The sequence below is a fragment of the Nocardia sp. Tas62D01 genome (assembly GCF_055232035.1).
Map to the genome: position 1 here is coordinate 7,384,395 of NZ_JBUYUZ010000001.1, position 21,915 is coordinate 7,406,309.

19 protein-coding genes and 3 pseudogenes are annotated in these 21,915 nt (G+C 67.5%); 16 read left to right on the forward strand and 6 right to left on the reverse strand.

The genetic code is table 11. The annotated features are described in order from the left end of the window. Window positions 1–29 precede the first annotated feature (29 nt). Window positions 30–1,227, reverse strand: a pseudogene (locus ACV7NQ_RS35275) (Dyp-type peroxidase). A 792-nt stretch (window positions 1,228–2,019) separates the two neighbouring features. On the opposite strand from ACV7NQ_RS35275, the gene ACV7NQ_RS35280 reads away from it, so the two are divergent. The 4 genes and pseudogenes from ACV7NQ_RS35280 (at window position 2,020) to ACV7NQ_RS35295 (ending at window position 4,485) form a co-directional block, all read left to right on the forward strand. Next, entirely contained in the window at window positions 2,020–2,433 is a 414-nt protein-coding gene (locus ACV7NQ_RS35280) for a YciI family protein (RefSeq protein WP_463363505.1), read from the forward strand. Continuing rightward, window positions 2,352–3,158, forward strand: a pseudogene (locus tag ACV7NQ_RS35285) (RNA polymerase sigma factor); the annotation flags it as partial. The gene ACV7NQ_RS35280 and the pseudogene ACV7NQ_RS35285, both read left to right, overlap by 82 nt. Window positions 3,159–3,211: 53 nt before the next feature. After that, window positions 3,212–3,688: an RNA polymerase sigma factor gene (locus ACV7NQ_RS35290; RefSeq protein ID WP_463366132.1), complete on the forward strand. Its 477-nt coding sequence runs from the start codon at window positions 3,212–3,214 to the stop codon at window positions 3,686–3,688. A gap of 149 nt (window positions 3,689–3,837) precedes the next feature. After that, window positions 3,838–4,485 (forward strand): pentapeptide repeat-containing protein, encoded by a 648-nt coding sequence (locus ACV7NQ_RS35295; RefSeq protein WP_463363506.1) that lies wholly within the window; start codon window positions 3,838–3,840, stop codon window positions 4,483–4,485. Window positions 4,486–4,687: 202 nt separating this feature from the next. On the opposite strand, the gene ACV7NQ_RS35300 is transcribed toward ACV7NQ_RS35295, so the two are convergent. Both ACV7NQ_RS35300 and ACV7NQ_RS35305 read right to left on the reverse strand, forming a co-directional pair. Next, window positions 4,688–5,047, reverse strand: a complete 360-nt coding sequence (locus ACV7NQ_RS35300; RefSeq protein WP_463363507.1) for a hypothetical protein — start codon at window positions 5,045–5,047, stop codon at window positions 4,688–4,690. Then, entirely contained in the window at window positions 4,996–5,469 is a 474-nt protein-coding gene (locus ACV7NQ_RS35305; RefSeq protein WP_463363508.1) for an SDR family oxidoreductase, read from the reverse strand. Before ACV7NQ_RS35305 ends, ACV7NQ_RS35300 begins: the two co-directional genes overlap by 52 nt. Before the next feature lie 118 nt (window positions 5,470–5,587). Between ACV7NQ_RS35305 and ACV7NQ_RS35310 the strand changes: the two genes are divergently transcribed. Continuing rightward, complete coding sequence (locus tag ACV7NQ_RS35310; protein ID WP_463363509.1) at window positions 5,588–6,022, forward strand: MarR family winged helix-turn-helix transcriptional regulator; 435 nt, start codon at window positions 5,588–5,590, stop codon at window positions 6,020–6,022. Between the two features lie 62 nt (window positions 6,023–6,084). On the opposite strand, the gene ACV7NQ_RS35315 is transcribed toward ACV7NQ_RS35310, so the two are convergent. After that, a complete protein-coding gene (locus ACV7NQ_RS35315) occupies window positions 6,085–7,467 on the reverse strand; it encodes a bifunctional lysylphosphatidylglycerol flippase/synthetase MprF (protein WP_463363510.1) in 1,383 nt (460 codons plus the stop codon). Window positions 7,468–7,928: 461 nt separating this feature from the next. Here ACV7NQ_RS35315 and ACV7NQ_RS35320 point away from each other — a divergent pair, with 461 nt between their 5' ends. The 9 genes from ACV7NQ_RS35320 (at window position 7,929) to ACV7NQ_RS35360 (ending at window position 18,349) form a co-directional block, all read left to right on the forward strand. Further along, window positions 7,929–8,789, forward strand: coding sequence for an SDR family oxidoreductase (locus ACV7NQ_RS35320; protein WP_463363511.1), 861 nt, complete (start codon window positions 7,929–7,931; stop codon window positions 8,787–8,789). A gap of 266 nt (window positions 8,790–9,055) precedes the next feature. Then, window positions 9,056–9,418 carry a hypothetical protein gene (locus tag ACV7NQ_RS35325; RefSeq protein WP_463363512.1) on the forward strand — a complete coding sequence of 121 codons (363 nt, stop codon included), beginning with the start codon at window positions 9,056–9,058 and terminating at the stop codon, window positions 9,416–9,418. 96 nt (window positions 9,419–9,514) lie between these two features. Beyond that, the gene (locus ACV7NQ_RS35330) at window positions 9,515–10,786 is read left to right on the forward strand and encodes a hypothetical protein (RefSeq protein WP_463363513.1); all 1,272 of its coding nucleotides are present in this window, start codon (window positions 9,515–9,517) and stop codon (window positions 10,784–10,786) included. Continuing rightward, window positions 10,783–11,763 carry a glutamate ABC transporter substrate-binding protein gene (locus ACV7NQ_RS35335; RefSeq protein ID WP_463363514.1) on the forward strand — a complete coding sequence of 327 codons (981 nt, stop codon included), beginning with the start codon at window positions 10,783–10,785 and terminating at the stop codon, window positions 11,761–11,763. Before ACV7NQ_RS35330 ends, ACV7NQ_RS35335 begins: the two co-directional genes overlap by 4 nt. 14 nt (window positions 11,764–11,777) lie before the next feature. Next, entirely contained in the window at window positions 11,778–12,950 is a 1,173-nt protein-coding gene (locus ACV7NQ_RS35340) for a hypothetical protein (RefSeq protein ID WP_463363515.1), read from the forward strand. Next, complete coding sequence (locus tag ACV7NQ_RS35345; RefSeq protein WP_463363516.1) at window positions 12,947–15,286, forward strand: serine/threonine-protein kinase; 2,340 nt, start codon at window positions 12,947–12,949, stop codon at window positions 15,284–15,286. The genes ACV7NQ_RS35340 and ACV7NQ_RS35345 overlap by 4 nt, the downstream gene beginning before the upstream one ends. Before the next feature lie 20 nt (window positions 15,287–15,306). Further along, on the forward strand, window positions 15,307–16,428 hold the full coding sequence (locus ACV7NQ_RS35350; RefSeq protein ID WP_463363517.1) for a PP2C family protein-serine/threonine phosphatase: 1,122 nt from the start codon (window positions 15,307–15,309) through the stop codon (window positions 16,426–16,428). Then, window positions 16,425–17,711, forward strand: a complete 1,287-nt coding sequence (locus ACV7NQ_RS35355; protein ID WP_463363518.1) for a vWA domain-containing protein — start codon at window positions 16,425–16,427, stop codon at window positions 17,709–17,711. The genes ACV7NQ_RS35350 and ACV7NQ_RS35355 overlap by 4 nt, the downstream gene beginning before the upstream one ends. After that, window positions 17,711–18,349, forward strand: a complete 639-nt coding sequence (locus ACV7NQ_RS35360; protein WP_463363519.1) for an FHA domain-containing protein — start codon at window positions 17,711–17,713, stop codon at window positions 18,347–18,349. Before ACV7NQ_RS35355 ends, ACV7NQ_RS35360 begins: the two co-directional genes overlap by 1 nt. Before the next feature lie 179 nt (window positions 18,350–18,528). Here ACV7NQ_RS35360 and ACV7NQ_RS35365 read toward each other — a convergent pair whose 3' ends face one another. After that, window positions 18,529–20,049, reverse strand: a complete 1,521-nt coding sequence (locus ACV7NQ_RS35365) for an FAD-dependent oxidoreductase (RefSeq protein ID WP_463363520.1) — start codon at window positions 20,047–20,049, stop codon at window positions 18,529–18,531. 25 nt (window positions 20,050–20,074) lie between these two features. Beyond that, a pseudogene (locus ACV7NQ_RS35370) lies at window positions 20,075–20,363 on the reverse strand (glycosyltransferase); the annotation flags it as partial. A gap of 321 nt (window positions 20,364–20,684) precedes the next feature. Between ACV7NQ_RS35370 and ACV7NQ_RS35375 the strand changes: the two are divergent. Together ACV7NQ_RS35375 and ACV7NQ_RS35380 are read left to right on the forward strand one after the other, a co-directional pair. After that, complete coding sequence (locus ACV7NQ_RS35375; protein WP_463363521.1) at window positions 20,685–21,092, forward strand: STAS domain-containing protein; 408 nt, start codon at window positions 20,685–20,687, stop codon at window positions 21,090–21,092. Between the two features lie 84 nt (window positions 21,093–21,176). Continuing rightward, a complete protein-coding gene (locus tag ACV7NQ_RS35380) occupies window positions 21,177–21,860 on the forward strand; it encodes a PAS and ANTAR domain-containing protein (RefSeq protein ID WP_463363522.1) in 684 nt (227 codons plus the stop codon). Window positions 21,861–21,915: the final 55 nt, after the last annotated feature.

Sequence of the window (21,915 nt, forward strand, 5' to 3'; positions counted from 1 at the left end):
TCAGAGGCCGCGATCCGGCCGGTGTTCGGTCACTCGAACAGCGACTGCCCGAGGTATCCGCCCGGCGACCGAACTCCGGGTGGGATGACGAAGACCGCCGAACCCACCGGTGTCGTCCAGACATTGAGCGCGTCGAACTCGGCGAGGCGCTGCTGCACCGGCAGGTACTGGGTATCCACGTCGCGTTGGAACGCGGCGAAGAGCAGCCCCGAGTTCGATGTCAGACCGGGTGCGGGTAGGTCGTCGTAGTTGTAACCGCGGCGCAGGAACCGCTCGCCCTCGGGGGTGTGGTGGGCCGGGCGATGTGCGACGACGGGGGGATGACCGGAATGCCGTGCGCGTCGACCGCGGCGAAATCCGGTTCGTCGAATTCCCGGCTGCTGGTCAGCGGCGCACCATCGGCGATCTTGCGGCCGACGGTGAGCTCCCTTCCCTCCGGGTCGATTTCGTCCCAGGTGTCGAGTTTCATCGCGATACGCCGCAGCACCAGCGAGGTGCCGCCGGTCAGCCAGGGTTGGGCGCTGCCGTCGTCCCACACCAGCCGAGTGAAGTCGGTGCTGCCGGCCGGGGATGTTCACCGTTCCGTCGACCTGCCCCATCAGGTTGCGTGGGGTCTGCCCTGGCGCGGCGTTGGCGGAACCCGCGCTGTACCCACCGCAGGGAGACCAGCGATGCCACGTTCTTGCACAACACCCGCACTGCATGCGAAACCGCCGTCGCCTCGTCGGCACAGACCTGCAGCGCCAAATCGCTGGCACTCCAGGCTGTTTCGAGCCGATCGATGGGGAACGGCGGCAACGGACGCAACCACGACGGTCTGCGCTGTTCCAGTCCGGCCACGGTGAACACCCGCGGACCCAACCCGACCGTGACCGTGAGCCGTGCCGGCCGCTGCGCCAGTTCGGGTTCGGTGTTGGCCAGCGCCGGTCGGCGCTGGGTGAGCCGCGCGGCATCATCGGTCCAGATCTTCAGGACACCGATGATGTCGTCGCGACCGATGCCCGGGCGCAGATCGAAACCCACGAAGGCCACCTGGGACTGGGGCTCGGTCGCGATGCCAGCCTGATGCTCGCTATGGAACGGCTCCGTCGCGGTCGGCCCTCGATCGCCGTCGGTCGTGTCCCGACGGCTGAGCGCGGCTGCGCCCCAACCGATTCCGGCGGCGCCGGCCGCGGCGTCAGCGCCACCGAACAGGCGCCGCCGGTTGATGCGCCCGGAACGGGTCACCCGCGTCGGGCCGTTGCTTGTTGGCGGAGCAGGGGCGATGTTGGTCGACTTCGCCCGGTCGTCGGCCGTCGGCTGGGCTGAGCTGCGCCTGGTCGATTCGGCCTGGCAGTGTCTGGTCGGCTTGTTGTGTCGGTTCGGATCAGTCGCGTCGTGGCTGGTGGACTCCGCCGCGAGATGGTGCCGGTTTGGCATCAAAGGGCTGTCGCGCACCGCGATTGGACGATCGAACCCATCGTCTGGCCTGCGGCAGGTCCGGACGATGAGCAATGCCCGCACTCGGATGCATGCAGTGACGAACGGCTTGCCCGTGCAGTGAAGTTCAGCTCAGCGTGGAGTACGGCACAACGTGGCTACCTGTGGCTCTGCATGTGCCCGGACTTCTCGGTGTCGGGCTGAGAAGTATGTCGGCTGACGGTTCGCGCGTGGTGCCCGGCGCCACGGGTCCTGGCGTCAGGGCTCGATGTGGACGATCGCTGGAGTTACTGCGATCGTCCACTCAACCGCACGAGCGAATGTGCCTTGCTCGCAACGCATTATCGAGTCTGAACCCAATTGCCGCGCTCGGAATGCCTGGCGGGTTCACTCGACGGTGCGAGTGAATTCACCAGCTCCGGCCGATTGGGCTCGACGTCAGTCCCCGACGATCGCCCGCGCTCCACCGGCCTCCGACAAGGCGTGCTTGTCGGAGGCCGGTTTGTAGTTTTCTCGGAATCGATGTCCGAGAATGGTCAACGGCTGCGACGTACCTGACGAGCGGCGCCGAACCGGTGTCGACAGAGCGGAGGAGTTGTCATGAAATATATGATCCTGAGCTACGGCTCGCAGCAGGACTATGACGGCATGGTGGGCAAGGACACCGGCAAGCCCGCCTGGACCGCCGAGGATTTCGCGGCGATGGCCGAGTTCATGGGGAATCTGAACAAGCAACTGGAAGAGTCCGGTGAGTTGGTCGAGACACGGGCGCTCGCGGAGCCGGTGCATACGCGGCGCATCAGCACCATGAACGGCGCGCCCTTCGTGACCGACGGACCGTATGCCGAGACCCAGGAGGTACTGGCGGGTTACTGGATCGTGGAATGCGAAAGCTTCGACCGCGCAACCGAAATCGCGGCCGAGCTCAGCAAATGTCCGGGGCCCGCGCATATAGGCGACACGGCATACGCCGACGTGCGGCCGATCCACGAGACCGCGCCCGAATTCGGGTGAGCGGGTTCGGTGTCGGAAGCGAGGTGGAGGATCTGCTGCGTCTGCTGGCGCCGCAGGTCCTCGCCGCGTTGGTACGGCGGTATGGACATTTCGACACCGCGGAGGACGCGGTGCAGGAGGGATTGCTCGCGGCGGCGACGCAGTGGCCGGTCGAGGGAATCCCGGACAACCCGCGAGCCTGGCTGATCACGGTCGCTGCCCGCCGACTGACGGACCTGCTGCGCAATGAACAGGCGCGACGGCGGCGCGAGGACGCGGTCGCGCGCTGGGTACTGCCGGAGGATTGGCTGACTCCGCCCGCCGACCGAAGGCAGACGGACTCGGACGACACCCTGGTCCTGCTGTTCATGTGCTGCCATCCGTCGCTGTCACCGACTTCGCAGGTATCGCTCACCTTGCGTGCGGTCGGAGGCCTGAGCACGGCGGAGATCGCCCACGCATTCCTGGTGCCCGAGGCAACCATGACCAAACGCATCGGCCGCGCCAAGAAATCGATCAAGGACAGCGGTGTCCCGTTCGCACCTCCATCGGCCTCGGAACGCGATGCGCGACTCGCCGCCGTCCTGCACGTGCTCTACCTGATTTTCACCGAGGGCTACGCGACGACCGCCGGTCCGAACCTGCACCGCGTCGAATTGTCCACCGAGGCAATCCGCCTGACTCGTCTCGTGCACCGCCTGCTACCCGACGACACCGAAGTCACCGGCCTGCTGGCCCTCCTGCTGCTCACCGATGCCCGCAGACCCGCACGCACCGGTCCCGGCGGCAAACTGATCCGATGGAAGACCAGGACCGCACCCGCTGGCACGCCGACGCCATCACCGAAGGCGTCACGCTCATCACCGATGCCTTGCCGCGCGGCGTACCCGGCCCGTACCAGCTGCAGGCAGCGATCGCCGCGCTGCACGACGAGGCGTCGACCTACAACGCCACCGACTGGCCGCAGATCATGCTGCTCTACGAACGGCTGCTACTGCTCGTCGACAATCCGATCATCGCGCTCAACCACGCCGTCGCAGTCGCCATGGCCCTCGGTCCACACGCTGGGCTGAAGTTGGTTGACGAGCTCGATACCGACGACCGCCTAGCGGGCGACCACCGCCTGCACGCGGTCCGCGCCCATCTGCGGGAGATGACCGGCGACACGGCGGCAGCACGCGATTCGTATATTCGTGCGGCACAACAGACTACGAACGTCCCGACGCAGCGCTACCTGTATGCCCGCGTCGCCCGGATTGCCGAGACGGACATTTGACATTATGGGACCATCGGCGCCTCCGATGATTGAGGCGAAGATGGTTGCGGAGGCACGGATGGCATCTGGTCCCAGTGCGGCGCGATGGTGTCAGCTCCGCCTGGTAGACAAGGGAGTCGTTGACCACCGCAAGCCGAGAGGTTTGAATGATGCCCCGTGAGCTGGCGGAACTGCCCTACGCAAGCTATCTGCGGCCGTTCGAGGGGCAGCTCGAGCCCGAGGGGGACTACGAGTGCGTGCAGGTGAGTGGCGACGATATCCACGATGTCGAGGCGGGGCACGCGCGCTTCTCCGAGTCGGTGTTCACCTCGGTGGCGTTCCATCGGGGCAGCCTGCGATATGCGCGGTTCGCGGATGTGTGGGTGCGGAATGTGCGATGGGTGGGTACGGAACTGTCCGATAGTTCGTGGCAGGACGCGCAGTTGATCGACGGCGCCATGGCCGGGGTGGATTTGGGTGGCTCCAATCTGCGGCGGGTTGGGTTCGAGGGCTGCAAGTTCGACTCGGTGAACTTCCGGAGGGCGAAGTTCCGCGACGTGTCCTTCGTGGATTGCGTGTTGCGGCACACCGATTTCGGTGACGCGGAGCTGACCAACGTGACGTTTCCCGGCTCGGTGCTGCAGGGGCTGCTGTTGAACCAGGCGCGAATGAAGAAGTTCGACCTGCGCGGCGCGGTGAGTCTCGGCATCGCCGACGGGATCGATGCGTTGCGCGGCGCGACGATCAGCAGCAGCCAACTGATGGACCTGGCACCGGACTTCGCCCGCGCGATCGGCATCAACGTCGTCGACGGTTGACCTGAGTTCGGCTGCGCAATCGACATTGCCGTCCGCGTTTGGCCTTGACGCTGCCCTGCGATTGACGACTCCGTCGACGGTCGGTCGCCTCGTCTGAGCGCGGTCGGCGACATCGGGTCGACTTCCCGCGCATCGACGTTGCCGTCACCGAGGCACGACCAGCTTCATAACGCTGCGGAGAGTTCTCGCGCCACAACATCTTTCAACGAACAGAAGCATCCGCGGAGTCGCTGTGGAATGCGGCGGTATTAGCCGCGCACCACTCGGCGAAGGTCCGGGGCTTGCGGCCGAGCAGTTGTTCGACGGTGTCGGTGCGGAACCCGACCGTGTCGGCGCGTAACTGCGCGAAACCCTCGGCAATGGCCGCGGCGAGCGCTGGGGGAGCGCCGTTGGGGAAGCGCGACCGGACGGCTTCTTCAGGTGTGCTCACCGCGCGCACCTCGATGGTCCGGCCGAGTGCCGCGGCGAGGATCCGCACCTGCTCCGTGACGGTGAGCGCTTCGTCGCCGGTCAGGACGTATTCGGTGTTCTTATGGCCGTTTTCGGAATGCCGGCCACCCATTCGAGCGCATTGGTCATGAATCCGCCCGGACGCAGGATCGTGGCGGGAATGCCGCTGGCGCGAACGATTTCTTCACGGGCGTGGTGCCAGCGTCCCATCGCGGGCATGGGATCTCCGAGAACGTTGATGGAGGACAGGTGCACGATCCGGCGCACGCCGGCACCGGTCGCGGCCGCGACGGCGTGTCCGGTCCGCTCGGTGCCGATGCCCGGGGTGAGCAGAAAGAGGGTGTCGACACCGTCGAAGGCGGTCGGCAGAGTGGCGGGCTGGTCCAGATCGCCGACGACGCGGGGGATGCGATCGGGTATCCCGACGGCGCGCGCGGGGTCGCGGACCATGATCCGGAATTGGGCGCCTCGGATATCGAACTCGCGGACGAGTTCTCGGCCCACGTTTCCTGTGCCTCCCGTGATCAGTAGCATTGCTGCTCCATAGGTTCATTAGCCGTCTAGCGATGGTCCGAAGAAGACGTTAGCCGGTTAATAATTAGCCGTCAATCGACCTGCCTTCCGAATGTTCTGCCAGACCATGGAGACCGCGATGCCCGAGTTCTTGGACCTGCACAGCAAGACGACGAAGGCGCTGCGCGCGGTGGCCGAGGCCGGGATGCGACGGCACGGACTGCACCTGGGCCAGAACCATATGCTGGCTGTGCTGTGGGAGCAGGACGGTCGGACGCCCGGCGAGGTGGCCGCCGCGTTGCACGTCACGACGCCCACCGTCGTCAAGATGGCGACCAGGATGACCGACGCCGGTCTGCTTTTCCGGCGCCGGGACGAGCGGGACAACCGCCTGGTGCGACTGTGGCTCACGGACGCGGGCCGCGACCTGCGCGAACCGATCGAAGCCGAGCGGCGATTACTCGAGCAACAGGTGACCGCGGACCTGACGGCCACCGAACGCGAGCACCTGCTCAGCGCACTGGTGAAAATCCACCTGGCCGCAACCGATCTGCTGCACGGTCCGACGTCCTGAGTGGTTCCTCAGCCGGCCCCGCCCGCCGTGGCAGCGGTAGTGCGGTAGCGGCACAAGGCGATTCAGTACTGCTTGCGGTGCGGCACGAACTCCAGGGTGAGCAGCGCCGCGGCGGCAAGCAGGACCTCGCGCCAGCGGATCAGCACGAAACGCTGGTCGGACATCGATCGGAACTTGCGCAGGAATCGGTACAGCGATTCCAGGCGGATCAGCGGATCACCCAGGTGCACGGCCACATAGATCAGCGTGGCGGTGCGCGACCGCTCCTTATCGGCGAATAGTTCCGGGAACGGCGCGAATGCCAACGAGATTCGCTGGACGCCCTGTTCGCGTGCGTAGTCGACGAGGTCGAGGATCATGCGCTCGTCCAGGCCGTTGGGGGCGTCCTTGCGTCGCCACGGCACGTCCAGGCTGAGGTCGCGGCCACGACCGGACACGCCGTAGCGCTGGAACCCTGCAACCCGTCCGTCGCCGTCCCTGGCGATGACGAGCAGCATGCCGGGGTTTCGTCCATCCAACAGGTGGTCGAGGATCATCGAGAAGCCGCGGCTCTGCCTGCCGTGACTCCACTCGTCGACGATATTGAGCAGATCGGCGCGCAGCGGCTCGCTCAATGTCGCTTCGCTGATCACCTCGGTCGTCACCCCGAAATTGCGGGTGCGGCTTACGGCTTGGCGCAGATTCCGGAACTTCCGCCCGACCATGTCGAAGCTGCCCACGTCGATCACCACATCGCGACCGATCGGGATGGCGCGCAGCCCGCGATGCTCGAGCGCCCGATAGCGCCACATCGCGGCCAGCTCGGGACTCGCGCCGAGCACCGCGATCCGCCAGCCCTGATTGGCCGCGAATTCGGAGAACTCCGAGAGCAATTCTGCGAACGCCGCGCGGTCACCGATGGGGTCGCCCGCGACGACCGTGATGCCGAAACGGGCGCGGTAGCCGATCGCCGCGGACGAGTTCGCATTGAAGAAGTACGTTTTCGAGGAGTGCAGCGCGAACGCGGCCAGCGGATCGCGTTCGGTCCGGCCGACCAGCTCGGCCACCCGATACAGCTGGTCGGGCTGCGGACGGCTGGACTGCGGCAGCATCAGGATGAACCCGGTCGAGGCGAGGAAGACGAACCCGAAGCCGGGATGGGATGAGCGGTAGGCGAGGTTGGCCACCGCGAGCACGAACACCGCAATCGTCAGATGTGCCAACGTGATCGGCCGACGCAGGTGCAGACCACGGACCACGAACAGTCCGGAGATCGAGGCCGCGACAAACCAGCCACGGTTGACACCCTGATCCGCCGCCCGCCAGGCCTCGTATACGAGCACCGCACTGAGCAGCAATAACGAGATGGTGAGGACCGGGCGCAACGCGGTGGTCGCCGTGATCGACGCCTGGCGGTATCCGGCCAGCGTCATGCTGCGTGCGACTGTCTGCCGTTCCTCAGCCACGTCGGTACCCCATTAGGCCGAGCCGCGCACAGGCACGCGGCACATTCACGAACCGGTCCCCCATATGGTCCTCCCGTTGAACCTGTACCAAGGTCACAATATGCGGAACGTGTGACGGGAGCCCGAACATTCCTTCGGCATCGAGTCGGCGGACCAGGCCGACGCTATGGATGGGCGCCATAGTTCAGGATGCTTCGGATCTCCGGGGGCCCGGCTGCCGTCGGCCCGGTCGCCCACGCGGCGGTAGCCGCGACCGCGACCGCTGTCGGCCACCCGATGGCGAGCCCGACTCTTGCCACGGCGAGTCCGGATAACCGCAGACCTTAGCCCACAGCTGTGGCCCGGCCAGCGCACCGCGGGCCGTGTCTGGGTGTCGGCATCGGCGTTGTCGATCTTGTGTCCGAGACAGTGTGGCGGCATCTATAGACAACACTGTTCATATACGCCTATCGTCTTGACTCATGACGAAGTTCGGCGGCAGGCGCTGCCTGATCACCGGTGCCGCCAGTGGCTTGGGCCGCAGCATCGCGCTGGCGGTCGTGGCCAAGGGCGCCTCGGTCATCCTGACCGATATCGACAATGACGGTCTGCAGCGGACCGCCGTCGACGTGCAGGCCGCCGGTGGCATCGTGCATCTCGCGGCGCCCGCCGACGTGAGCGATTATGACGCAGTGGTGGCGCTGGCTGCCAAGGCACACGCCGACGTCGAGAGCGTGGACATCGTGATGAACGTGGCGGGCATTGCCACCTGGGGTGCGGTCGAGCGGCTCACCCACACACAGTGGCGGCGGACCATCGACATCGATCTGATGGGCCCGATCCATGTGATCGAGGAGTTCGTGCCGCGCATGATCGAGGCGGGCAACGGTGGTCACCTGCTGAACGTGTCCTCGGCCGCCGGCCTGTTCGGTCTGCCGTGGCACGCCCCGTACAGCGCAGGCAAATTCGGGCTGCGCGGCGTGTCGGAGGTCTTGCGTTTCGATCTGCGCCGGCACGGCATCGGCGTCAGCCTCGCCGTCCCCGGTGCGATGGCCACACCGATGGTCGACAGCGTCGACATCGCCGGTATCGATCGCACCGACGCCACCGTCCAGCGCGCCATCGGAGTGTTCATGCGGCACGCCGTCACACCCGAAGCGGCCGCCAGGTCGATCGTGCGGGGAGTGGAACGCAACCGCTACCTCGTCTACACCTCGCAAGACATCAGGGTAGGGCATTGGGCACAGCGATACTTCCCGCCGTCCTACAACCTCGCCATGCGCGGCATGAACTGGGCGATGACCCGCTATATCGACCGGGAAGCCAGGGGCGGCGCCCGCTAGCCGAACCGGCCGCCCTCAGCAGTACGCGTCGAGGTAAGCATCACCCATGCGGTCGCGCGCGGCTACGTCGGGTGGGGATCGAGCTCGTGAGCAGCGCCGAGCATTTGGGCGGGTGGCGATTGCGTCGAGGTGCTCGACCCCGTGTCCGGGCTGGAACGCCATATCGCGCTCGGCACGCACGCCAACAAGCACGGCCAGATCATCGGTTCCGGCGTCGGCGGGGGTATGCGACCTTCCCTGGCGTCGTCGGCACCGCGGTCAGCAAGGTGTGCGATCTGGAGGTCGCGCGAACCGGGTTGCGCGAGAAGGACGCGCGCGCCGGGGGCCTGCAGTACGTGAAGGTGACGATCGAATCGACCAGTCGCTCCGGCTACTACCCTGGTGCGGCGACGATGACGGTGAAGATGCTCGCCGAGCGGCGCACGGGGCGCCTGCTCGGCGTGCAGATCGTCGGCAGGGAGGGTGCCGGCAAGCGCGTGGACGTCGCGGCCGTCGCGCTCACCGCGCGGATGACCGTCGAACAGATGACGGCGCTGGATCTCGGCTATGCGCCGCCGTTCTCGCCGGTCTGGGATCCCGTCCTGGTTGCCGCGCGCAAGGCGGTCACGGCCGTCCAGCGGTGGGGGTAGCGACTCAGGACTCTTGGCGATACACCACAGCAGAGCGGAACATGCTCCCGTACTATCTCGATCGGAGGCACCGGCCGGTAGATGAAGGGGGGCGGTGTGGGAGTTCGGCTATCGGCGACCACGCGCAACGGGGCACAGTGGTTGTGGCGTTTCGCCGCGACGACTCCCGGTGCCATCGGCGCGGTTTTGGTCGTATCTGTTGTCCTGTGCCTACTTTCGGGCATCGTGTGCGCCGATCAGTTGAGCGGCAAAATCGCTCGCAGCGATGCGGTGCTGGAGCGGACCGAGCCGTTGGCCTATGCGGCGCAGAGCCTGTACGTCGCGCTGTCGGCGGCCGATGCTTCGGCAGCCACCGCCTTCCTGTCCGGCGGTATCGAAGCGCCGGAGGTGCGCGGGCGATATCAGCAGTCGCTGGCCGATGCGGCGGGCGCGCTGGCGGAGGCGACCACCGGCGCTTCCGATGCGCAGACCCGATCGATCGTCGCGCGGATCTCCGCCGACCTGCCCGCCTACACCGGGCTGGTAGAGGCGGCACGGGCCAACAATCGGCAGGGTTTCCCGGTCGGCTCGGCCTACCTGCGCGAGGCATCGACCCTGATGCAAACCTCGTTGCTGCCCAACGCCGAACAGCTCAGCAACAACCGCTTCGCCGCGGTCCGCAACGATCAGCGCGGCATCGGGGCACTGCCTGGAACGAGTATTACGCTGCTGCTTTTGGTGCTGATCGCCGGTGGCGTCGGGTCTTTCGTGCTGCTGCGCCTGACCAATCGGCGCATGAACCTCGGGCTGGCCGCCGGTGCGGCGGCAACGGCATTGGTGCTGTTGTGGAGTATCGCCGCGACGCTGACCGCGTCGAGTGAGGTGGACACCGGCAAGTCCAGTGCGAGCAACCGGTTCGAGACGCTGGCCCAGGCCAGGATCCTCGCCCAGCAGGCGCGTACCGACGAGACCCTGCAACTGATCACCCGAGGCGACATCGTCGCGGGCGAAACGGATTTCGCCAAGCACACCGCCGCGCTGGGCGACCGGCTCGTGAGCGCGGCGGGGTCGGATTCCGCTGCGTCGCAAGCACTCACGAGCTGGAAGGCCGGGCACAGCCGCCAGAAGGATGCCTACGAGGCGGCGAACTATCCCGCGGCGGTGGCGCAGGCCATCGGTTCCGCGCCGGGAAACTCGGCCACCGGATTCGCCAAGCTCGACGACAAGCTGCGCGACAGCCTCGCCCAGGTCCGCAAGGAACTGCGCGACGGGGTGGATGCCGCGGGCGGATCGCTGGCGTTCAGCCCGTCGGGCACATTGGTGCTGATGGTGTTCGCGGCGGTCGCCGTCACCGTCGGATTGTGGCCGCGGCTGAAGGAGTTCCTGTGAAAACACGGATGCTGTTGCCGGTGCTGGCCGCGGTGCTGGTTGGTGTGAGCGCATCGGTGACCGGGTGCAGTTCGGGCACCAGGGTTCCGGATCCGGCCCGTGTGGCGGCGGTGAATCCGCGACCGGACCTGGCGGAAATCACTACACCGCCGGGGTCCGAGGCGGATGAGAGCTGCAACCCCGAGGCGAGCCTGCGCCCCGGACCGCTGCCGAAACCCGGTGCCATGCCGCCGGGTTCGCCGATGGCGGCGATCGTCGCGAACGGCCGGGTGCGGGTCGGTGTGGATCAGAACACCTATCTGTTCGGCTTCCGCAATCCGACCACCGGCCAGCTCGAAGGCTTCGACATCGATATCGCGCGGGAGATCGCCCGGGATATGTTCGGTGATCCGGACCGGATCGAGCTGCGTTCGGTCGCCGCCACCGACCGTATCCCCGCACTGCGCGACAAGCAGGTCGACGTGATCGTGCGCACCTTCTCGGCCACTTGTGAGCGCCGCAGAGACGTCGACTTCTCCGGTGTCTATTACCGTGCGTCGGAACGCATTCTGGTGCCGACGAATTCGGGCATCCGGACCGCCGCCGACCTGGCGGACAAGGCAGTGTGCGTCACCCGAGGCGCCACCGCGGCGGCGTCGCTTTTCGCGCTGAAGAAGTCCGTCACCGTGATCGGCGCGGCGAACTGGACCGACTGCCTGGCCGCGCTGCAGCAGGGCCACGTGGACGCGATCAGCGGCGACGATCCGATCCTGTTCGGACTGGTCGCGCAGGATCGCAATCTGGCGGTCGTCGGCGACGAAATCGGCACCGGCGCCTACGCGGTCGGTATCGCACAGGGCAATCCGGATCTGGTTCGGTTCGTCAACGGCGTGCTCGAACGCATCCGCACCGACGGCACTTGGCAGCGAATCTACAACACTCGGCTCAGCCTGCTCGGCCCGTCGCCGGGCCCGCCCGCCCTCCGGTACGTGGATTGAACGCGGCGACGACCATGCAACCGCTCACTATCGCCGAGATCGACGGCGAATTGGCCGCCCGCGCACACGAACTCGACACCATCACCGCCACCCTGCTGGAACTGGACAAACATCCGGGACACACGCTGCTTCGCCGGTTTCCGCCGTCCGGAGTGACCGAGCAGCGCTGGGCGCCGGTGCGCGACGCGCTCGCGCTGATGTGGGAGGACTTCAGTCGACTGCGGTCGATCCTGGATTCCGCACGCACGGTGCGCGGCACCCGGTCCAGGCTCGACGACAGCGAGCGCGCCGAGGTGACCAGGCTGTTGTGCGGGCGACCCTATGAGGTGTCGCGCACGCCGATACCGATGGCGCAACGGTCGCTGACAGGACCCAGCGAACAGGTGCTGTTCGTCGGGCTCGCCGATACCGTGGACCGCATGCGGGCCGCCTTCCCGGAGATCGCCGAATTCCTCGACGCGGTCGACGCGGTGAACACCCGGATCATGTCCGGTCTCACGCCGCTGCAGGAGGAACTCGACAGCGCGGGGGGAGCCGCGACCGCCGAGTTGACGACGATCGCGGACGGTATCGCCGAACTGTTGAGTCGGTCGGCCACCGATCCGCTCGCGTTGACCGTGCCCGAGATCGATGCGTGTGTCGGCGAATTGCGCGACAAACTGCGTCGTGAGGCCACCGTCCTCGCCGAACTCGCCGCGATAGTGGCGAATTGGTCTGTCGCCGTCGCCGAGACGCGCAGGCGGTGGGACACGCTGCGTCAAACCCGGGAACGTGCCGCGCTCAGCAGAGCGGAGGTCGAGCGGACGATTCTGGCGGGACCGCTGCCAGTGCCCGCCGACAACACCGCGGCTCTTGGCGCCCATCTGGACGCGGTGTCGGCGAAACCCGGTGCGGCCGCGGCATTGCTGGAGCTGCGCAGGCGGATCGCCGAGGCCATCGCGGACGCGAATACCGCAGAGCAGTTGGCGAAGGGTCTGCTCGACCGATGGGCCGAACTGCGCGGGCGGCTGGCCGCATATCAGGCCAAGGCCGCTCGACTTGGCGTCAGCGAGGATCGAGACCTGTTGGCCGCCAATCAGATCGCGGCGGGTCTGCTCTCCCGTAAACCGTGCGACCTGGCCGCTGTGACCCGGGCGGTCGCCGACTATCAGCAGCTCATCGGGGAGAAATCGGGGAGGCGCGGATGAACTGTCAGGAACCCGGATGCGGGGGGACCATCGACGATGGGTACTGCGTCGTCTGCGGCACCGCACCGGTCGAGGCCACGACGGTCTCGGTGCAGGAGACCCCGGCCGCGAATCCGGTGTCGAGGGAAGGCAATGCCTGCACCGAACTTGGTTGCGCAGGAACGATTGTCGATGGCTACTGCGACTGCTGCGGCACCGCTCCCGCCGAACAGTCGGCGGTGTCGGCGTCGACGGGCAGCAACCGGTCGTCTGGGCGCTCGGTGCGCACCGGCCGCTCCTCCTCATCGAAATCCAGTACCCGCGGCCGACTCGGCGCGGGAATGGTGGACGTGCCGCGGGTGCCGCGCATCGACCCCGCCACCGCGATCATGGCCGATCCCGAAGTCGCCGAATCGAAGCGGCTCTGCGGCAAGTGCGAACGATCCGTCGGCCGGGGTCGCGACGGCGTTTCAGGTCGCACCGAAGGTTTCTGTCCGCACTGCGGCACCCGGTTCTCCTTCACTCCCAAGTTGGCCGAGGGCGATCTGGTCGGCGGGCAGTACAGGGTGGCAGGCGCGCTGGCGCACGGTGGGCTCGGTTGGATCTATCTGGCGACCGACCGCAATGTCAGCGACCGCTGGGTGGTGCTGAAAGGTCTGCTGAACTCCGGGGATATCGACGCGATGGCGGCCGCGATGGCCGAAAAGCGGTTCCTGGCCGAGGTCGAGCACTCGAGCATCGTCAAGATCCACAACTTCGTCGAGCACACCGGCGCGGACGGCATCGCCGTCGGCTACATCGTCATGGAATACGTCGGTGGCACCTCGCTCGGGCAGATCCTGCGTGGCCGCCGCGACGCCGACGGCCGCTATCTGCCGCCCGCCCAGGCCATCGCCTACATCTTGGAGATGCTGCCCGCGCTAGGCTATCTGCATTCGGTGGGGCTGGCCTACTGTGATTTCAAGCCCGACAACGTGATGCAGACCGACGAGCAGCTCAAGCTCATCGACCTGGGTGCGGTGATCGCCATGGACGATCAGGACAGCAACATCTACGGCACCATCGGCTATCAGGCCCCCGAAATCGCGGAGACCGGACCGACCGTCGCTACCGAGGTCTACACGGTCGGGCGCACGCTCGCGGTGCTGGTGATGAACGTGCCGCAGGTGGGCGGACATTTCGGTGATCTGCCCGGTCCGGCGACCGAACCGCTGCTGGCCAGATACGACTCGCTGCACCGATTCCTGTTGCGCGCCACCGACGCCGACCCGGAGGCCCGCTTCTCCTCGATGGAGGAGATGACCGATCAGCTGACCGGGGTGTTGCGTGAGGTGCTCTGCACCGACGACGGGGTGCCGCGTCCGGGCATGTCGGCCTACTTCGGACCGCCGCGCGCGGTCTTCGGTATCGGCGCGGACGCGGTGGTGCACCCGCGCAATGTCGTTGCGGCGATGCCGGTTCCCCTTGTCGATCCGGGCGACAGTGGTGCCGCGCTGTTGGCTACCACGAGTGGGAGCACGCCCGCCGAGCTGGAGCCCGCGTTCGAGGCGGGGCTGCGGTCGGTCGTCACCGGACGCGGCGTATCGGTGGAGATTCCGCTGCGGCTGGCCCGCGCCGCCCTCGACGTGCACGATCCCGCCGACGCCGAACGCAGGCTGGACGCGCTCGCCGAGACGCTGCCCGGCGATTGGCGGCTGGCGTGGTATCGCGGCCAGGCACGACTGCTCGCCGGGGATTTCGTTGCCGCGCAGGCGGAATTCGAGTCGGTGTATTCGGCGCTACCCGGTGAGCCCGCGCCGAAACTGGCATTGGCCGCCGTCGCCGAACTGACGGACGCCGCGGCGGGCGAAGGGCAGGCGTCGCGGTACTACGAGACGGTGTGGCGCACCGATCGCACATTCGTCAGCGCGGTATTCGGACTGGCCCGTTTGCGGCAGGCCGGTGGTGACCGGGAGGGTGCGGTGGCCGTGCTCGATCAAGTCGACGCGACCTCGGCGCTGTATACCGAGGCGCGGATCACGGCCGTGGAAACCATGCTGGCCGGCCGCGCTTCGACCGAACTGTCCGAGCCGCTACTGCGCGACGCGGGCGGCCGGGTCGAGCGGCTGCGGCTGGAGTCCAAACGCCGTGGCGCACAGGTACGGATGCGCGTGCTATCTGCCGCATTGGACTGGTTGAGTGCCGGGAAGGCGCCGTCGACACACGATCCGCTGCTCGGTGCCGGCCTGGACCAGGACGGCGTGCGCACCGGCCTGGAGCGGTGCTATCGCGAACTGGCCCGCGAAACCGACGACATGTGGGCCCGATTCGAGCTGGTGGATCGGGCGAACTCGATCCGGCCGAGGACCACACTGTGACCGAACGAAACGAGCGAACCGTGGGCACAACGCCGTGGACGAGCACGACGGAACTGAATGCCGCACCGAACCGCGCGACCGGTGCCCGGTGCCCTGGCTGCGCGGCGAGTGTCGGTGCCGCGGACCGGTATTGCGAGACATGTGGGCGTGAGCTCGGTGCGCGCCGGGTGGCGCTGCCCCAGTCCGATCCCAACGCGATAGTGGCGTGTGACGGCTGTGGTGGCCGGCTTTACGACGCCGACGGCTACTGCCGGGACTGCGGGCAGCTGCGGCCCGAGCCCGATCGCTGCGAGGCCGATCTCGGCGCGGTCTGTGTCGTCACCGATCGCGGTATCGAGCACGCGCGTAACGAGGATGCGGTGGCCGCCGCGGTGCTCGACAGCGGCATCGCCGGGCAGCCCGCCGCGACGGTGATTGCGGTGTGCGATGGCGTGTCGACCTCCGAGGACCCGCAGGCAGCTTCGGGCGCCGGGGTGCGCGCGGGGGTCGACGCGAGTCTCACCGCGCTGGCCGACGGCTGCTCCGCCGAGGAGGCCGTGCTGGCGGGGCTCGCGGCTGCGGCGCAGGCGGTCCGTGACGTCGCGGTGCACGACGGCCACGCACCCTCGTGCACCTACGTCTCGGCCGTAGTACGCGGCTCCGGCGATGGCGCGGTGGAGATCACCGTCGCCAATGTCGGTGACAGCCGGGCATATTGGTTACGTGCGGGCACCCCGCTGGCACGCGAGGCCGCGCCGTCGCAGCGGCTGTCCTCGGACGATTCGTGGGCGCAGGCTCTGGTCGACGCTGGTGCGATGGACGAAGAGGCCGCCATGAACGACCCGAGAGCGCACACGCTGCTGCGCTGGCTCGGCGCGGACAGTGAGTCGAAACCGTGGTCGGACAAATCCATTCGAACCTTGCGCACCACCGGCCCCGGTGTGCTGCTGCTGTGCACCGACGGACTATGGAACTACCAGTCCGATCCGGTGGTGTTGGCGGCCATGGCCACCGCCCCGGCGCCCATGCTCGCCGCCCGCGAGCTCATCGACTTCGCGATACGTTCCGGCGGCAGCGACAACATCACCGTCGCGCTCGCTCCCGTCGCGCAGCCGGGCCAGTTCGGAGCGGCGCATCCCGACCAGCCAGGAGACGTGCTGTGAGTTCTGTTGACGGCATCGGTATTTCGGTAGCGATCGATCAGAACGAATATCTCGCCGAGGGTGCGGGCACGGTGGACGCCGTGGTCACCGTCGAGACCGACGCGGATTTCGTGGCCGCAGGGCCGCCGCCGGAGCGGGTGGAGATCCTTATCATCGACACCTCGGGCTCGATGGGCGCGGCACGCAAGTTCGACGGCGCTCGGCAGGCCACCCTGGCCGCGTTGGACGTGCTGCCCGACGGCACCCGGTTCGCGATCGTCGAGGGCACCTCGATGGCGCGCTTGGTGTTTCCCTCCGATACACCTTCGGTGCCCGCGAGCCGGGAAAGCCGCGCGGCCGCCCGTCGCCGGCTCGACAAGCTGCGGCCCAACGGCGGCACCGCGATGGGTACCTGGCTCGGCCTGGCCCGGCAGCTGTCGAAGAAGCATCCCGACGCGATGGTGCACGCGATCCTGCTGACCGACGGCAAGAACGAGCATGAGGAGCCCGCGGCGCTTGCCGCGGAGATCCGGCAGTCCGAGGGCGTGTTCACCTGCGACTGCCGCGGTGTCGGAACCGATTGGCGGGTGGAGGAATTGCGCGCCATCGCCTCGGCGCTGCACGGCACCGTCGACATCGTCGCCGATCCCGCCATGCTGGCCGCGGATTTCGCGGCCATGATGCAGACCTCGATGACGAAGGCGATCCCCGAGCTCACGCTGCGGGTGTGGACACCGGCGGGTGCGGTGGTGCAGTTCGTCAAGCAGGTCGCGCCGACCATCCAGGACCTGACCGCGCGCCGCACCGAGACCGGTCCGCAGCTGGGGGAGTACCCGCTCGGTGCGTGGGGCGCGGAGGACCGCGACTATCACGTGCAGGTGCGCGTCGAGCCCGCCGCGCCGGGACGGGAGAAGCTGGCGGCTCGCATCAGTGTTGTTGCCGGTTCTGATGTGGTCGGACAGGGCCTGGTCCGCGCGGTGTGGACCACCGAATCGGAGCTTTCGGCCCGAATCAGCAGGCGCGTAGCGCATTACACGGGCCAGGCCGAGCTGGCGCAGGTCGTGCAGGAAGGTCTGACCGCCCGCAAGAACGGCGATGTGGACACCGCGACGGCGAAACTGCGTCGGGCGGTGCAACTGGCCGCCGAGTCCGGCAACGAGAGCACCGCCAAGTTGTTGCGCGGTGTGGTCGAGGTGGACGAGCGCAACGGAACGGTGCGGTTGCGCGCGAAGGTCGAAGCCGCCGACGAGATGGCGCTGGACGCACGCTCGACCAAGACGGCCAGGGTCCGGAAGGAGGCGTGATGGAGTGTCCGGAAGGTCATCAGTCCGTCGCCACCGACTATTGCGATGTGTGCGGCTCACCGATGACCGCACCGGTGGTGGTTGCCGCCGTGTCCGATTCGCAGTGCCCGGCCTGTGGTTCGCCGAGCAGCGGTCGATTCTGCGAGGTGTGCGGGCATGATTCGGCGCTGCCCGTGCCGATCCCTGCCCAACCGACGGCCACCGCGCCCATCGAGCAGACCGCCGGTGTGGTGGCGTGGGTCGCGACGATCACCGCCGATCGCGAGTTCTATGACCGGGTGCTCGCCCGCGAGGGCCCCGACGCCGATCAGGTCGGCTTCCCGGCGTTCTATCCGGAGCGTCGAATCATGCTGCGCGGCACCGATATTCTGATCGGCAAGCGTAGCGTCTCGCAGGGTCTGCAACCGGATATCGATCTGGGCATTGCCCCGGCCGATGCCGGTGTCTCGCGGGCGCACGCGATGATCCATATCGCCGCCGACGGGCTGAGCATCACCGACCTCGGCTCCACCAACGGCACCAGCCTCAATGGCAGCGACGATCTGATCCCCGCCAAGGTGGCCGTGCAGCTGCGCAGCGGCGACCGCATCCACCTAGGCGGCTGGACCACGATCAAGGTATCCGCCGAACCCGCCTGAGCGATAGGCGATACGGGGCAGATGGGCCTGCGGGGATAGGCGTGTCGAGTTCGTCGAGCGCCCGTTCCAGCCCGCGCAGGACGTACGACCGCTGAGACGATGGTCGGCCGTAAGGGTCACCGGTCGCCCGGATGCCGGCCGGTCGCCCGGGATGCCGGTGGCGGCGGTGCTGGAGCTGATCAGGTCGCGTTGACGACCGGCACCGCGGTGGGGCCCGAAATCGGCGACAGCGGTTTGGTCGCGGGGCCTTCGAGGAGGGTGCCGTCGGCGGCGAAGCGGGAGCCGTGCAGCGGACAGTCCCACGACCTTTCGGCGTCGTTCCAGCGGACGATCCCGTAGAGGTGCGGGCAGACGGCGGAGACTTCGGTGGTCTGTCCGTCGACCGTGCTGACGGCGGTCGGTTGCAGCCCGTGGCGTTCGACGTGCCCGCAGCCTTCGCGCGGGACGGCGCCGTAACCGGACCGTGCCATCCGGAGCCAACCAGTCGAGAGTTGCAGTGCGACAGTGTAGTTCGACTGGGCAGCGGCGGGCAGGGCCTTGAGTTCGGTGGGCCGCCAGCTGGCGAGCGCACCGGACCAGAGCCGGGGCTTGCCGTTGATCCGGCCCGCCAGCGCGAGTGCCGCGGCGACGCCGTTGGTCAGGCCCCATTTCGCATAGCCGGTGGCGACGAGTATGCGGTCTTGGCCGGGCAGCAGCGGTCCGATGTAGGGGAGTTCGTCGATCGGGTAGTAGTCCTGCGCGGACCATGATTGCCGGGGTTCGGCGCTGGGGAACCAGGTCCGCGTCCAGTGGGTCAGATCCTCGATACGCTGCGCCGCGGAGTTGGTGCGCCCGACTACATGGCCGTTGCCGCCGACAAGCAGCAGGTCGCCGTCGGGGCTCGGGGCGTAGCGCAACGAACGCGTGGGTTCGCCTGCGCTGAGTAGCATTTCGCGCGGGATGGGCTCGGTGACCTGGAAGGCCGTCAGGTAGGAGCGCTGGGCGGTCAGCCGGGCGAAGAAGCCACCGCGATCGAGAATCGGTGTGCCCGTTGCCAATACGATGGTGCCCGCGGCGAGATCGCCGTGCTCGGTCTCGATGACGAGGTCGTCGTTGTCGCCGTGGCGCACGCCCGTGGCGAGCGTGGATTCGAAGATCGATGCGGCATGCGACTCGACGTCGGCGGCCAGTGCGGCGAGCAGGGCCATCGGGTCGAGCTGTGCCTGATCCGCCAGCGCGACCGCGCCGTAGGTGGGGAAGGGCACGTCGAGGTCTTCGGTGAGATAGGTGTCCAGCCCCGCGGCTCGCGTTGCCTTGTATTCGGCACGCACCGCGGCCATTTCGGAAACGGACTGGGCGTAGGTCAGCGCGGGCACGCGCTGGACGGACACCGACCGTTCCTCGCAGTAGCGCAGCAGCCACTGTTGTCCGTCGCGATTGGCGTCGATGTACTCGGTCAGCGTCCGGTTGCAGTGGCGCTTCGCGATGTGCTGGGCACGAGTTCCCTGGAGCAGGCTGATCTTGCCGGTGGTGGAGCCGGTGGTGCCCGCCCCGAGGCGTCTGCCCTCGACCACCGCCACATTAACGCCGCTCTCGGCCAACAGCAGCGCGGTCACCAAACCGGTCAGGCCGCCGCCGATCACGACGGTATCGAAGCGGAGTCCCGGCGTCAGGCGCAGGCGCGCCGGAACCTGGGCGTCGTTCAACCACAGTGACGTCATATTCCCGGCATAGCCCTTCCGGCCGTCATGAAACGTACAGATTGGCACCCATCAGGCCGGGTATACGCAGCGTAGAAATTGTCGCAGGGTGCCCGCGAGCGGCGTGGCATGCGGCCGCTCCCCAGGTGTCGCGCAGGGTCGCGTCATCCAGGCAGCGGTCGCACCGCACGTGCCACCGCGCTCGGTTCGGGCGGGGCGACCAGCCGCCCGTTGACACCGTCGACGACGCTGTCGAGCATGCCGCCGACGGCGGTCGACACCACCGGCCTGCTGCAGGCCATCGCCTCCAGCGCGACTATGCCGAACGGCTCGTACAAACAGATCGGTCAGCGGGCCGGCTGCTCGGAAACCATGGCAATTTTCACCGCGTGCTCCATTCTGGCGAGATCCGACTTCTGCCGATATGCCCCGCTCACCGGCCCCAAACCGGGCAGAGCCGCCCGTCAGGCCGGTGTACAGGCGAGCGGTCCCGTGCCACAATGGGCACAGGTTGAGAACCACAGCCAACCCGGTTCAGCACGCCTGATCCGCAAGCCGGTTGACGGAGCGTAGTCTCCACCGCTGCCTCGTCCTCCTCGATCGCCGGTCCGACCTGCTGCATAGGAACTGGAAATCCCCCTTACGGGAGGTTTTGAATGTCTTCCATTGCCGTTCTTCAGCACCGCACCGATGGCGTCGACGCCGAGGGTGCGCGGCTGCGCGACCGCCGCCTGTGGACCCAACGCAGTGACAGCCGTACACACTGTGTGATCGTGCGTGTCGAGGGCGAGTTGGATGCCGTGGTCTACCAGCAATTCCGTCGCCTGCTCGACCGGGCCGTCGACACGCCGTGCGACGCCGTGGTGATCGATCTGCGGGCGACGAGATTCCTCAGCATCCGCGCGGCCATGGCGCTGACCGCCGCGAAGTCGCGGGCTTGTCGCAGCGGGCTCGATCTGCGCGTGGTCACCGGCGGTAAGGAGATCGAACGGACGCTCGAGGTCACCGGGGTACGGCCGCTGTTCTGCCGTTACGCGACGATGCGGGCGGCGCTGGACGCCTGACGCGCCAGGACAACTCCTGGTGCGCCCGATCTACATGCGATGCGGAGGTACGCGGCACATACTTGCGATGTGACACAGAGCGGGATGTCCCCCGAGGAAGCGCTCGCGCTCGACCGGGTGATCGGTGCAGGAACACCTCAGAACGTCGGCTACTTCCACTTCAGGTTCTCCGGCCAGCAGTGGGAATGGTCCGATGAAGTCGCGCGCATGCACGGTTATGTCTCCGGGGACATGGAACCGACCACCGAGTTGCTGCTGGCCCACAAGCATCCCGACGACCGGGCGCAGGTGGCCAGCGCCCTCGCCAAATCCATCGAGACCGGCGAGCCGTTCTGCAGTAGTCACCGGATCGTGGACACCGACGGCGAAGTGCATCACGTCGTCGTTGTCGCCGACAGGATGCTCGACGAGAACGAGGAGGTGGTGGGCACATCGGGCTACTACATCGACGTGACCAACACCATCGAGGAGCACCGGCGCGAGACCCTCGACGACACCTTGCCCGAGCTGTACGCAGTGCGCGCGGTGATCGAGCAGGCCAAGGGCGCGCTCATGCTCGTCTACGGGATCAGTGCCGAGCAGGCGTTCCGGGTGCTGAGCTGGCGTTCGCAGGAGACCAACACGAAGCTGCGAGCCCTTGCCGCGCAGCTGGTCCACGATCTGCGGTCGCTGGTGCACGCTACGCCCGGATTGCGCACGGAGTTCGATCATCTGCTGCTGACCGTGCACGAACGGGTCGATTCCAGCGGACCCGATCCGACGCCGTGAGCATCGCCGCCGAACTTTCGCGCGGCACCGAGGTTTCCGAGCCTGCCGCACCGGG